Origin of the sequence: Chitinophaga sp. YIM B06452 (assembly GCF_039655965.1) — a bacterium.
Classification (GTDB): domain Bacteria; phylum Bacteroidota; class Bacteroidia; order Chitinophagales; family Chitinophagaceae; genus Chitinophaga.
Genome location: NZ_JAWLKY010000002.1, coordinates 133,576 through 149,031, shown reverse-complemented (window position 1 = coordinate 149,031; position 15,456 = coordinate 133,576). Strand labels below are relative to the sequence as shown.

Genomic DNA, 15,456 nt, shown 5'->3' with positions numbered 1-15,456 from the left:
CCGCTACCGCTGCAGGTAGGTGCCTCCCAATATTGCGCCGGGTGAAAAATGCGTGTTAAGCGTATTCATTTCTTCGGGCGTGAATGTGATCTCCATGGCCTGCATGTTTTCCGGCAGGCGCGACCTGCTGCTCATGCTGACCAACGGCATGATATGCCCGCCCTGCGCATTCACCCAGGCAATGGCCAGCTGTGTGGGCGTGTATCCTTTTTCTTTTGCCATTTGTTTCAATACTTCCACTTTTTCCAGGTTCTTTACCAGGTTATTGCCCTGGAAACGCGGGAAATGGTGCTGATATGCGCCGGCGGGAAGAGGCGCTTTCATATCGCCTGTGAGCAGCCCTTCGGCTGTGTTGGCAAATGCCACCACGCCTATGCCCAGCTCTTTGGCGGTAGGAAGCAGCTCGCTTTCTATCTGGCGGTCCGCCAACGAATAACCGATTTCCAGCGCTGTTACCGGGTGAATGCTGTGTGCCTTGCGCAGCTGGCCTGCAGTGATCTCCGAAACGCCGAGGTAGCGCACTTTCCCTTCTTTGATGAGGTCTGCCACCGTGCCGATCACATCTTCTACCGGTACGCTGTTATCGAGCCTGCAGGGTTCATACAGGTCGATGGTATCTACGCCCAGGCGCACGAGGGAATAATTGATAAAATTCCTGATGGCGACGGGCCGCAGGTCCAGGCCTATGAACTGGCCGCCATAGACGAGCCCGCCGAATTTAACGCTGATAAACGCATCGTTCCTCCTGCCCTTGATGGCTTTGCCCACCAGCAGTTCATTGTGGCCGGCGCCGTAAAAGTCTCCTGTGTTCAGGAAGTTGATACCATTGTCTAAAGCCGTTTGAATGGTGGCGATGCTTTCATTGTCGTCGCGGGAGGGGCCTCCCCAGACGGGTGACATGCGCATGCAGCCCAGGCCGAGCTTGGATACGAGCGGCCCGTTATTGCCCAGGGCTATTTTTGTTACTGTTGCCATTGTTTGCTGTTTTATTGATTTGATGATGCAAAGATCAGCTTTGCGCAACAGGAGCACTTTCTTCCATAGCTCAATTTACTTGCCTGCATGGCTCAGGAATGGGTTGAAGGGGTAAAGTCGTAAACACCCCCCAATTTGTCGTATACGACCACTGTTCAATTCCGGTTTTCCCGCCATCTTTGTTGTGTTGAAAACATCAGCAAAAAAACAAGTGGAGCAGCGACCACGAAAAAACGGGCGAAACCGAAAAGCCAGAAGAGTAGGAGCTAAAATAAAATGTTATGTCAAACAACACTGTTTCCCTGCACAGGGTCCTTAAAACATCCCCGGAAAAGGTTTACCGCGCATTTACCGAAGCTGCGGCTATTGCATCATGGCTGCCGCCTTATGGATTTGTTTGCACCGTTCATGAAATGAATGCAAAGACGGGCGGTTCCTTCAAAATGTCGTTCCAGAACTTTACCACCGGCAACAGCCATTCTTTCGGCGGAAAATACGTGGAACTGAAGCCCAACGAGGTTTTGAAATACACGGATACATTCGACGATCCCAACCTGCCGGGAGAAATGACCACCACCGTGCTGCTCAGTAAAAATATTGCCGGCACAGAGGTAAAGATCACACAGGAAGGTATTCCCGCTATGATACCTGTTGAAATGTGCTATTTAGGCTGGCAGGAATCCCTGGAAAAGCTGGCTAAGCTCGTAGAACCCGAAATACCGGACGCTCCCTGATCCTGGTATATATCACAAACACAAAAAAGAATGATCATGAGAAAGATCATAGCCATCACCCACGTAACGGTGGACGGCGTTATGCAGGCGCCCGGCGGCCCGGATGAAGACAGGAGCAACGGGTTTACCCATGGCGGCTGGTCCATGCCATTTGCAGACGAGGCCTCGGGCAAGGCTATCGGCAGGATCATGGCAGGCCGGTTCGACCTGCTGCTGGGCCGCCGGACCTACGACATATTCGCCGGCTACTGGCCGCACCAGCCGGCCGGCAACCCGATCGCCAAAGCATTCAACAAGGCAACGAAATACGTGGTGACGCATCGCCCAGGCCAGCTTAGCTGGGAGCATTCACAGGGTATAAGCGGCGAGGTAATAGAAGAGATCCGCCGGCTGAAGTCAGGGGATGGCCCGGAGCTGCATACCTGGGGCAGCAGCGTATTGCTGCAGGCGCTCACCGCCGCGGAGCTGGTGGATGAATACCGTTTGTGGGTGTACCCCGTGGTGCTGGGAGAAGGGAAGCGGCTGTTTGAGAATGGAGTGCCGGCTAAAGGGCTTTCGCTGGTGGAAACGGCCAGTACGCCGAAAGGGGTGATCTTTAATACTTACAGGCCGGCGGGAGAAGTGAAGATTGCAGGGAGGTAAATTGCGGATAAGTATGGGGTGCAGTGGATGGTGGATTTTGGAGGGAAGGAATAGCCAGGGAAAGTGATCAGGACTTACCTGTTCACGATCTTTTTGGTTATAAACTCATTGAAAAAGAAATCCCTGTAAATACTCCCGATAGGGATTTCGTTTGTACCTATATACACCGTGTTATTATCTACAGAGCCGATATGCTTAACGTTGATGACATAGGATTTGCTTACTCTCACAAACATATCTTTGGGTAACTGATCGTAGATGGTTTTGATATTCATCGCCGTAATTAATTTCTGGTTTTCGCTGTGCATCACGACATAATCTTTTAGACCCTGGATAAAAAGTATGTTATTGAAGTAGACCTTAAAGATCCTCCGGTCTGCTTTCACAAAGAAGAAATCATCTGCAACCTGTTCGATATTGTTATCAGCGTAATCCGCCTTGAATAATTTGGAGTAGGTGAGAGCTTTTTCAACAGCCTTCTGAAAACGCTCCAATTTCACGGGTTTTATCAGGTAGTCGATCGCATCTACTTCGTAGCTGTCAGTGGCAAATTCAGAATAGGCGGTTGTAAAGATCACAAATGTTTCTTTCGGAATGGTCCGGGCAAATTCAATTCCGTTGATCCCCGGCATTTGTATGTCAAGAAAGATTAATTCAACTGTATTGTTTTCAATAAACTTTGTGACGGCTTCAGGACTGCTGAACGAACCGACTAGGTCCAGGTTGTCGGTTTGACCGATCAGCATTTCTATGGCTTCCCTTGCCAAAGGTTCGTCATCTATAATAATACAGTTCATGCAGGTAATAGCTTTATGATCAAGGTTACGCAATATCTGTCCGAGTCTTCTTCGATTTGTAAACTATGTGTTGCCGGGAACAAAAGTTCCAGTCTTCTTTTAATATTTGTCAATCCCAATCCGCCAGTGTTATTAACGGATTTAAGCGCAGGTTTGGAGTTGATGCATTTGAAGAAAAGTTCGTCGTTCCTGACATCGAAATACAGGTTTACATAAGACGATTTAGTTGCGTCATTGTTGTGCTTCACCGCATTTTCCACGAACGAAATAAACAATAACGGGGGGATTTGCACGCCGCTCAGATCTCCCTCTTTTGAGATCAGGAAATCAAAACTATCCCGCCTTACTTTCTCCAAATTTAAAAAATCTTCCAGGAAATGAATATCCGAGGTTAGCAACACCTTTTCTCTTGTACTGTCATAAAGCTGGTAGCGAAGCAGATCGCTCAGCTTCATTAGGACCTGCGAGGCTTTTTCGGGGTCTTTCTTCGTTAAGACATTGGCATTGTTTAGCATATTGAACAAAAAATGCGGGTTGATCTGGTTTTTCAATTGTTCCAGTTCTGCATAGGCTTTGGATTGTTTCAGTTCATAGATCAATTGTTTGTCCATCATTCCCTTCTGGAACAGTTTTATAGACGAGGAAGCCGCTAACAGCAGCACGGTAAGGAAGGAAAAAAGCGGGACATTCACCCCATTCTCTTTACTAAAGGGATTGAAAAATTGACCGCCAATAGCCACTATAATAAGGATGCAGATAACAGCTAAGCAGTATGCGAAATTCCTGTTCCTGAACAAAAGCTTCGGTACCAGTACATACATATTTACATAGAATAATATAATGAAATATATAAATACCATTACCGGGTTTGGGATGATGGAAGTGCTGTTGTACAACACAATACCTATAAAAACGATGAGCAGCAGGTGCCGGAATATCCTGCGTTCGGGTGAAACCAGGAAACGGAAAAGCACGTTTTCGCTGATAGGCTGCTGATGGGTAAGATCATTCATTTACAAGATTGTATAGGACAAATTTACCATTTAAAGCGAATGGTCCGGCCTGCTTTTATACGAAAATGTGTGCTTTTTATACGAAAGCAGGAAGCATTGGAAAAACGCATAAAGCAAGAAATATCTGGTAGTACCCTGGCATACTTTGCTATAAAAGATGCCGTGTTTGGTATAATTAAAAAAAGGCGGTCATCCAGGGGAATAATTTTGTGTCCACGTTTCAATGTTAAATCGATTTTAAAAGATGAGGCACAAGATCATTCATACACTACTACTGTTTCTGACCATTTCATCCGGGGCCTATTCGCAGGAAAAGGTCACATTGAGTGGAACAATCACCATAAAAACAAATACCGAAACAATAAGCGGCGCAAGCATTTTCGTTCCTGAAGCCAAAGTTTCAGCCATTTCCAATGCGTATGGTTTTTATACTATCACCCTGCCCAAAGGAGAATATACGATCGTTATCAGCTGCATAGGATTTGAGAGTGTCGAGGAACATATCTCCCTGAAAGAAAGCACCAAGAAAAATTTTTCGATGCTTGAAAAAAGCAAGACTTTGGATGAAGTAGTGATAAAACACAATAGTTCAGCAAGCGACATCCAAAAGCCGGAAATGAGCGTGAATAAACTCTCCATTGCTACTGTTAAAAAGATGCCGGCAGTTATGGGAGAGGTGGATATTTTAAGAGCTATCCTGCAACTTCCCGGAGTTTCCACTGCGCAGGAAGGCGCAACAGGCTTTAACGTCAGGGGCGGCTCGGTTGACGGCAACCTGATATTGCTGGATGAAGCTGTTGTTTACAATACTTCGCACCTGTTCGGCTTTTTCTCCGTTTTTAATGCTGATGTGATCAAAGACCTGAAATTGTATAAAGGCGGAATACCCGCTAATTTTGGCGGGCGCACTTCCGCTGTTTTGGATATTTATCAAAAAGAAGGGAACAGCAAAGAATATCACGTAGCGGGCGGGATCGGGGCGATTTCGAGCAGGTTGCTGGCAGAAGGGCCTATCGTGAAAGATAAAGGTTCATTCGTGGTTGCCGGCCGCACTTCTTATGCTCATTTGTTCCTGAAACTGGCTGATAATTCTAATTCTGTTTCTTTTTATGATCTGAATGCTAAACTGAATTATAAGATCAATGACAATAACAGGATCTTCCTTTCGGGATATTTCGGCAAGGATAAAATGGATTTCAGCAATTCTTTCACCAATAATTATTCGAACTCATTCTTTAATCTTCGCTGGAATCATAACTTTTCCGGGAAATTATTTTCCAATGCATCGGTCATTTACAGCAAATACGATTACGGCCTGAAGATAAAATATGTTGGCATTGACTGGGCATCGGACATCCGGAATTACAACCTCAAGTACAATTTTAACCATCACCTGTCTGATAAGCTGGTTTTGAATTATGGCGTCAATTCCATTTACTACCAGTTCAACCCCGGCACAATAAGACCCATGGATGATAAATCGCCCATCAACGCCGACCAGATAGAAAAAAAATATGCCTGGGAAAATGCATTGTATATCAGTGCCGAGCAAAAACTCACGGATAAGATATCATTGAATTATGGACTGCGGTATAGCCATTTCCAGCGGTTAGGGGAACAGCATGTAAATAATTATGCCAATGATCAGGCAGTGGTTTTTAATCCCGGGTTACAGATCTATGAGGAAGGAACGCCTGCGGGTATGACATATTACGGGAAAAACAAAAAGATCATTGATTTTGGGAATTTAGAACCCCGCCTGGCCGTTTCCTATGCCATCAATGACAACCAGTCCATTAAGGCAAGTTATAACCGGATGAGCCAGTATATCCATTTAATTTCCAACACCGCTTCCGTTTCCCCGCTCGATATCTGGGCGCCGAGCGACCAGTACCTGAAACCTGAAATCCTCGACCAGGTCGCATTGGGCTATTTCAGGAATTTCAGCAATGGAAGATATTCTTTGGAAACAGAAGCCTTTTACAAGAAAATTAAAAACAAAGCCGATTACATTGACGGCGCCGAATTGATTGCCCACAAAGCCATAGAGCAGGTATTGCTGAACGGGGAGGCAAGGGCTTACGGGCTGGAGGTGATGCTGAAGAAAAATACCGGGAAACTGAGCGGCTGGCTTTCTTACACACTTTCTAAAGCAGAGCAGCGTACACCGGGCAGGAATGCAGGAGAACCCGGCATTAACAGCGGCCAATGGTACCGGGCCAATTATGATAAAACGCATAACCTTTCACTTACAGCCGCTTATCAACTGGCTAGAAAATGGAGTTTGGGCGGCATTTTTACCTATCAAACGGGGAAAGCTGCAACCTATCCCGTCGGCAAATACCAGTACCAGGGAATTACGATCGCGAATTACGGGGAGCGGAATATCAACTCGCTTCCGGCTTATCATCATCTGGATCTGTCGGCAACCTACACGCCAAAACCAGACAGTAAAAAAAGATGGAAAGGTGAATGGGTGTTCAGTATCTACAATGTTTACGGCAGGAACAATGCCGCGTCCCTCATGTTCGAGCAAAACAGGGAAACAGGGTTGAGCGAGGCAAAGAGGATATCGATCTTCGGTATCACCCCGGGAGTGACTTACAATTTCAAATTTTAATGCTAATAAAGTAAAGATGAAAAATATACTTACATCCCTGGTTGTTTCATCCTGTTTTTTCCTGCCGTCCTGCACCAAAGTAGTGGAAGTGGACCTGGAAACAGCAGCGCCGAAATTGGTCATTGACGCATCGATCGACTGGGTAAAGGGTACGGCAGGCAACGAGCAGAAGATCAGGCTCTCCACCACAACAGGATATTACAGTACGGAATTTCCAACAGTTTCCGGAGCGGATATAGTGATAACAAACTCGGCAAATATTGTTTTTAGTTTTATAGAAGATCCCGGTACGGGAGAATATATCTGCTCCAATTTCCGCCCGGTGATCGGGGAAACTTATACCTTAAAAGTAGTTTTAAACGGGGAAACCTATACCGCCACCGAAACTTGTATAGGCGTACCGGATATTGAAAATAATATTGCACAAAATAATGCCGGTGGGTTTGGAGGCGATGAAGTGGAGATCACATATTACTACCCGGATAATGGCGATGAGGAAAACCACTATCTGCACCGCATTATTTCACCTGTATCAACGTTCCCGGATTATAAGGCCAAAGATGACAAGAACAGCCAGGGCAAGCTGATGCAGGAATATTTTTCTGACGAAGACCTGAAGGCCGGGGATATGATAAACATCAGGCTGTATGGGATTTCCGGGAGATATTATGATTATTTCAGGAAATTGTTAACAGCGTCCGGGGCCGGTAGCGGGCCGTTTCAGACAGCGCCAGGTTCGGTGAGAGGAAACATCGTCAACCAGACCCATTTTGCAAACTTCGCTTATGGATATTTCAGGTTATCGGAAGTGGACGTAAAGGATTATACGATACAGTAATGGACAATTTACCCCGGGAAATATTAGTTTTTAGAACGAATGTAAACACTTCCAAAGCAATCAGGGAGCTAGCGCCTTTATTCAACGGGCACTTATTTATTTCAAGATGGAACTTTGACCTGGAAGACTGCGACAGGATCTTACGCATAGAAGCGTCAGCACAGATATCCGATGAGATAATCAAAATAGTGCGAAGCAAGGGTTTTGATTGTGAAGAGCTTATTTGAAGAACCACCGGGTAAAAAAATAGGACAAGTCTATTTTCAGACTTGTCCCAAGACGTGTGACCCTGTAGGGACTCGAACCCTAGGCCCGCTGATTAAGAGTCAGCTGCTCTACCAACTGAGCTACAGAGTCAATTCACTCATTTTAAATAAGGTGCACAAAGGTAATGAAAAGATTTTAATTCACTCTTTGCCCCCAATTCAAAAAATAAAAACCCGGCAGCAAAAAATAAACATTCATACATTTCGATGTTTCTATGTATCTTTGCATAGTACGAAACGGGAAAGCATGGAAAGCAAGAAATTTGAAAGGATCTCCAAGGCGTTAAGCGATGCCAGCAGAATTACCATCCTGGAAGCATTCCGGAAGAAAAAAGACTGCCTCTATTGTACTGAAATACACGATTTCCTGGACCTGGCGCAGCCTTCCATTTCTCACCATCTGAAACAACTGGTGGATGCGGACCTGCTTATTCCTGAAAAAGAAGGGCGAAACCTCAAGTACATGTTGAACCAGGCCGTCCTGGACGAATACATCAACTTCCTGCAAGCCCTTAAAAGCTAATCTCAACCTCCCGGTCAAAACTGGAACCATCACCCGATTTACATCACTTTCGATATAATATATCGAAACATCCGAATGTTTGAATTTATGAAAAAGTCGATCTATGTACTGGCGCTCGGCGCTTTTGGTATCATTACCACGGAATTTGGCGTGATTGGCATCATGCCCACCATTGCCCGGGAGTTTAATGTTTCTATTGATACAGCGGGTTGGCTGCTGAGCGGTTTTGCGCTTACCATCGCATTAACCGGCCCGTTCTCCGTGATGCTAACCTCGAGGATCAACCGCAAACTGATGATGTGTCTTGTGCTGGGGATCTTCGTATTATCAAATGTATTGTCTGCCGTAGCGCCTAACTTTACCGTGCTGATGATCGCACGGATACTGCCGGCATTCCTGCACCCGGTATTCTGGGCGGTAGCCACGGTGGCGGCGTCTAAACAGGTAGGGCCGAAAGACGCGCCCAAAGCGGTGTCTGTAGTATTGGGCGGTTTGAGCGTAGCTACGGTGTTAGGCGTTCCGATCACGACCTATGTAGCGGAGCTGATCAACTGGCAAGCTTCATTTATCCTGTCCGGCGTGATCAATCTTATTGCTTTCGTAGCGCTGGCGGCCCTGGTGCCCACTATGCCGGTAAATGAAGACGCGGCTCCCAAAGGACAATTGAAAGCATTGCGCCGCGGACAGCTTTGGGTCAACCTCATGGCTACCATGATCATGATCGCCGGGATGTTTGCTACTTACGGCTACCTGGCTGAATACCTGGGGAAAATATCCCGCATGAGCGGCAAAGAGATCAGCCTGATGCTCTTATTGTTCGGCACCACGGGGATTGCCGGTAATTGGCTTACGGGCATTGCACTCAGCAAAAATGTGATACTCACCACCCGGCTGTTTTTACTCTCACTTGTACTCGCGCACCTGCTGGCGTACACTTTCGGCGGATTGTTCGTTCCCATGGCCATCATCATTTCGATATGGGGTTTTGTCCACACCGGCGGTTTCCTGATCGGGCAAACGCGCAGTACAGCGGAAGCGCCTGAGGCTCCGGAACTGGCGGCGAGCCTGATGGTGTCTTTCGGTAATGCCGGCGTAACCCTTGGTTCGCTGCTGGGAGGTATCGTGATTGCCTGGTACGGTATCCATGAGGTGATCTGGTTAAGCATCGTATTGCTGATGGCAGCCTTTGGACTGAGCTTTGTATATGTGAAGCAACCGGCGCCGGCCGCCAAAACAGGAGCGGTTATAACGGAAGAAGCGGAGGAGGAAACAGAAATGGCGTCTGCATTGGAGTATTCAAAAGACTGACCAGCCATTAAAAAATAAAGACCTTCGGTTTTGATGAACTGAAGGTCTTTTTTATGTTTTTATTTTTACCGCAAGATCAAACAGGCAATATCCTGTACGCACAATGCCTCGCACCCTCCAGCACATGGTCCATGCGCTCTATGGTGCCCCATTCGCGGAAGATCTGCTGGAAGGTTTGCAACTCCACCTTGCAGATATCATGGCAGGCATTGGCGGCGGCGCAGATAGGGCAGTGGTTCTCTATCATCACGAACCCTTCGCCTTCGCGGCGGTATTCAGCCAGGTAGCCGTCGCGGCTGCGCAGCTCGGTAAACTTGCGCACTTTGGCTTCCAGGCCTTCTTCATCTTTTATTTCGTCATGGTAACGCAGCAGCACTTTGTACTCCCGGGCGGAGATCACATTGCCCAGGGCTTCGTCGCCCAGCACGTCGCGGATGGTGTTGATGAGCTGTACGGTGAGCTCGGCATGACTGTCCGGGAAACGGCGGTTGCCGCGGTCGCTCAGGCTCCATATCAGGCTCGGCCGGCCCACCCCCCTGGAAATAGACTCAAATACCACCCAGCCATCCTCCGCCAGGCGCTGCAGCTGCTGCCGCGCGCCTTCGCCGGTGATGCCCAGCTCCTGTGCTATCCCATTGGTACTCAATGGCCCTTTGGTCTTTAACAGCAGTAACAGCCGGTCGGTTGAAGAGGTATGATATGCCTTGTAATTTTCCAAGTTTTCACTTGCTTTATTCGCAAATATCGTAACTTTGTCGGGATTTCAAGCAATGAATTTATGATCCATTCCTGAAATTCCCGCTGACAATGAGGGATTCCCGCTTCCGAGGTACTATCTTTGTACCCTGATTTCGGAAAATAGGGAGCAAATTTAAGGTCATTCTCAGCATTTTAGACCCAATTCACTGATAGAGAAGTATATAAATATATGAGCGCAGAACAAGACATATTGCAGGAACTGGCAGGCCGGGATTATGAGTTCGGATTCGAGACGCAGATCGAAATGGATATTGCGCCTCCCGGGCTGAATGAAGACATTATCCGCTTCATTTCCGCCAAAAAACAGGAACCGGAATGGCTCCTGGAATGGCGGCTGAAAGGATACCAGCTTTTCCAGAAACTGACTATGCCCACCTGGCAGAATTTTAAACTCCCGGAAGTAGACTTCCAGGGCGTTTCCTATTATGCCGCACCGAAAAACAAAGTAAAGTACAACAGTCTTGATGAAGTAGACCCCGAGCTGCTCCGCACTTTCGAAAAGCTCGGCATCCCCCTCGAAGAACAGAAAATGCTTTCCGGTGTAGCGGTAGACGCGGTGTTTGACAGTATTTCCGTAGCCACCACCTTTAAAGCACAGCTGCACGAACTGGGCATTATCTTCTGCTCCTTCGGCGAAGCCGTGCAGGAACACCCCGAGCTGGTGAAAAAATACCTCGGCTCCGTGGTGCCCCAGGCAGACAACATTTACGCCGCGCTGAACTCCGCCGTGTTTTCAGACGGTTCTTTCGTATACATTCCAAAAGGCGTCCGCTGCCCGATGGAACTGTCCACTTACTTCCGCATCAACGCCAAGAACACCGGCCAGTTTGAGCGCACGCTCATCATTGCCGACGAAGGCAGCTATGTAAGCTACCTGGAAGGCTGCACCGCCCCGATGCGCGACGAGAACCAGCTGCACGCTGCAGTTGTAGAGCTTATTGCGCTGGACGATGCGGAGATCAAATACTCCACCGTGCAGAACTGGTACCCCGGCGATAAGGACGGTAAAGGCGGCATCTACAACTTCGTGACCAAACGCGGCATCTGTAAAGGAAAGAACTCCAAGATCAGCTGGACGCAGGTGGAAACAGGTTCCGCCATCACCTGGAAATATCCCGGCGTGATCCTCCAGGGCGACAATTCCATCGGCGAGTTTTATTCCGTAGCCGTTACCGCCAACAAACAGGTGGCGGATACCGGTACCAAAATGATCCATATCGGGAAGAATACGAAGAGCCGTATTATTTCCAAAGGCATATCCGCCGGCCACGGCCATAATACCTACCGCGGCCAGGTGAAAGTTGGTCCCAACGCAGCCAATGCCCGTAACTTCACGCAGTGCGACTCGCTGCTGATCGGCGACCGCTGCGGCGCGCATACGTTCCCCTACATCGAATCCAAGAACAACACGGCCATGGTAGAGCATGAAGCCACTACCTCCAAGATCGGGGAAGACCAGGTGTTTTACCTCAACCAGCGCGGGATAGACAACGAGCAGGCCGTGAATATGATCGTGAACGGATACGCAAAAGAAGTACTTAACCAGCTGCCCATGGAATTTGCCGTGGAAGCGCAAAAATTATTATCCATTACGCTGGAAGGCAGTGTTGGATAACATAAACAAACAAAGAAATGCTCAATATCAAGAACCTGCATGCTGCAGTAGAAGGAAATGCTATTCTGAAAGGCATTAATCTGAATGTGAAAGCGGGCGAAGTACACGCCATCATGGGGCCCAACGGTTCCGGTAAAAGTTCCCTGGCCTCCGTACTGGCCGGAAGGGAAGCTTATGAAGTGACAGAAGGCTCCGTGGATTTTGACGGAAAAGACCTGCTGGACATGAGCCCCGAGGTTCGTGCCCGCGAAGGCCTCTTCCTTGCCTTCCAGTACCCGGTAGAAATACCCGGTGTTTCCAACATCAACTTCCTGAAAACAGCGGTGAACGAGATCCGCGCTTATCACGGCCAGCCTCCCATGCAGGCCAAAGCGTTCCTGGACATGCTCAAATCCAAACAAAAACTGATGGAATTTGACGCCAACCTCATGAACCGCTCCCTGAACGAAGGTTTCTCCGGCGGTGAAAAGAAACGCAACGACATCTTCCAGATGGCCATGCTGGAGCCCAAACTGGCGATCATGGACGAAACGGATTCCGGCCTGGACATCGACGCCCTCCGCATCGTTTCCGCCGGGGTGAACAAGCTGCGCAGCAAAGACAATGCGTTCATCATCATCACGCACTACCAGCGCCTGCTGGAATACATCGTTCCGGATTTTGTACACGTACTCTATAACGGCCGTATCGTGAAATCAGGCACCAAAGAACTGGCGCTGGAACTGGAAGAAAAAGGATACGACTGGCTGAAAGAAGACATCCGTTTAGAAGAACCCGTACAATAGACCATGACCACTACTACCAGTAATAATATATCATTCGCTGAAACACTGCCGGCACTCTTCACCGCCCAGTTCGGCAACGCCGGCTGGCCCGGGAGGAAAGCCGCGCTGGACCGCTTCCAGGCGCTCGGCGGCATCCCCACCGTGAAAGTGGAGGACTGGAAATACACCAACGTTGTTCCTTACTTCAAAAGTCTCAGTATAGCCCTGCCTGCTGCGCCTTCCATCACGCAGCAACAGCTGGAAGCCACCGGCCTGCTGCTGCCTGACACTTACCGCCTAGTGCTGGTGAACGGCGTGCTGGACCAGGCGCTTTCCCTGCTGCCGCCCGCCGCGCAGGTAACGGTGAGCAAACTCAGCGAAGCCGGCAAACTGCCCGCGTATGAGCAGTATTTCAACAAAAGCAAAAAGCTGGAAGAACATCATTTTGCACAGCTGAACACAGCACTGTTCAACGACGGCCTCTTTATAGAAGTGAAAGCAAAAGCGCAGGTGGAACAAGCCATTCACATCATCCACCTGTATCACAACAACGGCAACCTGCTCGTAAACCCGCGCCACCTTTGGGTTGCGCAGGAAGGTTCATCTGCCCAGCTGATAGAATCAGCCGCTGCGGTAAACGTTGATGGCGCCGTATTGGTCAACAGCGTGACCGAAGCCGTAGTGGCCGAACGCGCGCAGCTGAGCCATTACCAGCTGCAGACCGGCGGCAACAAGCTGCGTTTCATCAACCAGACGCTGGTGGAACAAATGGGCAAAAGCCTTTACAACAACTATACTTTCACCCTGTCGGAATCCGACCTGGTGCGCAATAACCTCAACATCTCCCTGGACGCTGAGCGTACCGAAACCCATCTCTACGGTTTCTACATCGCCGCCGGCAGCCAGCTGGTAGACAATCACTCTTCCGTGGATCACCGCATGCCTCATTGCGAAAGCAACGAGCTGTACCGCGGCGTGATGATGGACAAAGCCACCGGCGTGTTTAACGGGAAGATCTTCGTGCATGAGGACGCACAGAAAACCAATGCTTTCCAGCAGAACAACAACCTCGTGATATCTCCCGAAGCCAACATTTACACCAAACCGCAGCTGGAAATATTTGCGGACGACGTGAAATGCAGCCATGGCACCACCATCGGGCAGGTGAGCGAAGACGCGCTGTTCTACCTCAAAGCCCGCGGCATCGGCGACGCTGAAGCCCGCAACATGCTGGTGAAAGCCTTCGCATTCGACGTGACCGCCCAGGTTAAAATTCCGGCCGTGCGCAAACAGGTGGAGCAGATCGCTTCCAGGTACCTGTCTGTTGCGACCAACAACTAAAAACGGAATAACATGGAAACCACAACAGCAGAGCATATTATCTGGCAGGAGCAGGACCTGGTGAGGAACGAGTTCCCGATACTGAAGCAAACGGTGAACGGCCGCCCGCTCGTGTACCTGGACAACGGGGCCACCACGCAGAAGCCTGTATCCGTGATCCGCTCCATGCAGGAGTACTACACCACCTACAACAGCAATGTGCACCGTGGCGTACATACCCTCAGCCAGCAGGCCACCGCGGCCTACGAAGCAGCCCGCCACCAGGTGGCCGCTTTCATTGGCGCGAATCACCACGAAGTGGTGTTCACCAAAGGCACTACAGACGCGATCAATCTCGTGGCCAATGGTTTCCGGAAAGATATCCTCAAAGAAGGCGATGAAGTGATCATCTCCGCCATGGAGCACCACTCCAACATCGTGCCCTGGCAGCTGGCCTGTGAGGAGAAGAATGCAAAGCTGAAAGTTGTTCCCATCAACGATAAGGGCGAGCTGGAAATGGATGTGTTCCGCTCCATGCTCAACCCGCGCGTGAAGATCGTTTCCATTGCCTGGGTGAGCAACACCATGGGCACCGTGAATCCCGTGAAGGAGATCATTGCCCTCGCGCACGAACAGGGCATCCCCGTGATGCTGGACGCCGCGCAGGCAGCCGCTCACATCCCCATCCGCGTACATGAGCTGGATGTGGACTTCCTCGCGCTTTCCGGCCACAAGCTGTTTGGCCCCACCGGCATCGGCATCCTGTACGGCAAAGAAAGCTGGCTGAACAAACTGCCGCCGTACCAGGGCGGTGGCGACATGATCAAACATGTGACCTTCGAAAAAACTACTTATAACGAACCGCCGCTGAAGTTCGAAGCCGGTACTCCCGCCATTTGCGAGGCTATCGGGCTGGGCGCTGCCGTGGCATGGGCTTCCAAGCTGGGCATCCACCGCATACAGGCCTATGAGCACCAGCTCACCGAATATGCGATCGCTGCGCTGAAAGCCATACCGGGCCTGCGTTTTATCGGCGAAGCCAGGCACCGCAGCGGGGCTATTTCTTTCCTCGTGGGAGACACGCACCCCTCCGACGTAGGCGTATTGCTGGACCAGCAGGGGATTGCCGTGCGCACCGGCCACCACTGCACGCAGCCGCTCTGCGACCGTTTCGGCATCCCCGGCACCGTACGCGCTTCACTGGCGGTGTACAACAACACGGAAGACATCGACCGCCTGGTGGAAGGTGTGCATAAAGCCGTAACTTTGCTGGGATAAACAA

The 15,456-nt window shown here is 49.5% G+C and carries 14 protein-coding genes and 1 tRNA gene; 10 read left to right on the top strand and 5 right to left on the bottom strand.

Annotated elements, in window-relative coordinates; genetic code table 11:
* Positions 1 to 3: 3 nt before the first annotated feature.
* On the bottom strand, positions 4 to 975 hold the full coding sequence (locus tag R3I13_RS10305; RefSeq protein ID WP_346317861.1) for an aldo/keto reductase: 972 nt from the start codon (positions 973 to 975) through the stop codon (positions 4 to 6).
* 281 nt (positions 976 to 1,256) lie between these two features.
* Between R3I13_RS10305 and R3I13_RS10300 the strand changes: the two genes are divergently transcribed.
* Both R3I13_RS10300 and R3I13_RS10295 read left to right on the top strand, forming a co-directional pair.
* Positions 1,257 to 1,709, top strand: a complete 453-nt coding sequence (locus R3I13_RS10300) for an SRPBCC family protein (RefSeq protein WP_346317860.1) — start codon at positions 1,257 to 1,259, stop codon at positions 1,707 to 1,709.
* Between the two features lie 36 nt (positions 1,710 to 1,745).
* A complete protein-coding gene (locus R3I13_RS10295) occupies positions 1,746 to 2,351 on the top strand; it encodes a dihydrofolate reductase family protein (protein WP_346317859.1) in 606 nt (201 codons plus the stop codon).
* A 74-nt stretch (positions 2,352 to 2,425) separates the two neighbouring features.
* Here the strand turns inward: R3I13_RS10295 and R3I13_RS10290 are convergent, their stop codons facing one another.
* Both R3I13_RS10290 and R3I13_RS10285 read right to left on the bottom strand, forming a co-directional pair.
* The gene (locus R3I13_RS10290) at positions 2,426 to 3,148 is read right to left on the bottom strand and encodes a LytTR family DNA-binding domain-containing protein (protein ID WP_346317858.1); all 723 of its coding nucleotides are present in this window, start codon (positions 3,146 to 3,148) and stop codon (positions 2,426 to 2,428) included.
* Positions 3,145 to 3,969 carry a histidine kinase gene (locus tag R3I13_RS10285; protein ID WP_346317857.1) on the bottom strand — a complete coding sequence of 275 codons (825 nt, stop codon included), beginning with the start codon at positions 3,967 to 3,969 and terminating at the stop codon, positions 3,145 to 3,147. The genes R3I13_RS10290 and R3I13_RS10285 overlap by 4 nt, the downstream gene beginning before the upstream one ends.
* 436 nt (positions 3,970 to 4,405) lie before the next feature.
* Here R3I13_RS10285 and R3I13_RS10280 point away from each other — a divergent pair, with 436 nt between their 5' ends.
* Both R3I13_RS10280 and R3I13_RS10275 read left to right on the top strand, forming a co-directional pair.
* On the top strand, positions 4,406 to 6,781 hold the full coding sequence (locus R3I13_RS10280) for a TonB-dependent receptor (protein ID WP_346317856.1): 2,376 nt from the start codon (positions 4,406 to 4,408) through the stop codon (positions 6,779 to 6,781).
* Positions 6,782 to 6,797: 16 nt separating this feature from the next.
* Positions 6,798 to 7,619 carry a DUF4249 domain-containing protein gene (locus R3I13_RS10275; RefSeq protein WP_346317855.1) on the top strand — a complete coding sequence of 274 codons (822 nt, stop codon included), beginning with the start codon at positions 6,798 to 6,800 and terminating at the stop codon, positions 7,617 to 7,619.
* Positions 7,620 to 7,903: 284 nt separating this feature from the next.
* On the opposite strand, the gene R3I13_RS10270 is transcribed toward R3I13_RS10275, so the two are convergent.
* Positions 7,904 to 7,976 (bottom strand) — tRNA-Lys (locus tag R3I13_RS10270).
* Positions 7,977 to 8,132: 156 nt separating this feature from the next.
* On the opposite strand from R3I13_RS10270, the gene R3I13_RS10265 reads away from it, so the two are divergent.
* Positions 8,133 to 8,408: a metalloregulator ArsR/SmtB family transcription factor gene (locus tag R3I13_RS10265; protein ID WP_346317854.1), complete on the top strand. Its 276-nt coding sequence runs from the start codon at positions 8,133 to 8,135 to the stop codon at positions 8,406 to 8,408.
* 87 nt (positions 8,409 to 8,495) lie between these two features.
* Complete coding sequence (locus tag R3I13_RS10260; protein ID WP_346317853.1) at positions 8,496 to 9,716, top strand: MFS transporter; 1,221 nt, start codon at positions 8,496 to 8,498, stop codon at positions 9,714 to 9,716.
* Between the two features lie 76 nt (positions 9,717 to 9,792).
* Here the strand turns inward: R3I13_RS10260 and R3I13_RS10255 are convergent, their stop codons facing one another.
* Positions 9,793 to 10,434 (bottom strand): metalloregulator ArsR/SmtB family transcription factor, encoded by a 642-nt coding sequence (locus tag R3I13_RS10255; RefSeq protein WP_346317852.1) that lies wholly within the window; start codon positions 10,432 to 10,434, stop codon positions 9,793 to 9,795.
* A 210-nt stretch (positions 10,435 to 10,644) separates the two neighbouring features.
* Here R3I13_RS10255 and sufB point away from each other — a divergent pair, with 210 nt between their 5' ends.
* The 4 genes from sufB to R3I13_RS10235 are packed head-to-tail and all read left to right on the top strand — an operon-like array spanning position 10,645 to position 15,452.
* Positions 10,645 to 12,090: a Fe-S cluster assembly protein SufB gene (sufB, locus tag R3I13_RS10250; protein WP_346317851.1), complete on the top strand. Its 1,446-nt coding sequence runs from the start codon at positions 10,645 to 10,647 to the stop codon at positions 12,088 to 12,090.
* Between the two features lie 17 nt (positions 12,091 to 12,107).
* Positions 12,108 to 12,875: a Fe-S cluster assembly ATPase SufC gene (sufC, locus tag R3I13_RS10245; RefSeq protein ID WP_346317850.1), complete on the top strand. Its 768-nt coding sequence runs from the start codon at positions 12,108 to 12,110 to the stop codon at positions 12,873 to 12,875.
* 3 nt (positions 12,876 to 12,878) lie between these two features.
* Positions 12,879 to 14,195 (top strand): Fe-S cluster assembly protein SufD, encoded by a 1,317-nt coding sequence (gene sufD, locus R3I13_RS10240; protein ID WP_346317849.1) that lies wholly within the window; start codon positions 12,879 to 12,881, stop codon positions 14,193 to 14,195.
* Positions 14,196 to 14,207: 12 nt separating this feature from the next.
* The gene (locus tag R3I13_RS10235; protein WP_346317848.1) at positions 14,208 to 15,452 is read left to right on the top strand and encodes a cysteine desulfurase; all 1,245 of its coding nucleotides are present in this window, start codon (positions 14,208 to 14,210) and stop codon (positions 15,450 to 15,452) included.
* Positions 15,453 to 15,456: the final 4 nt, after the last annotated feature.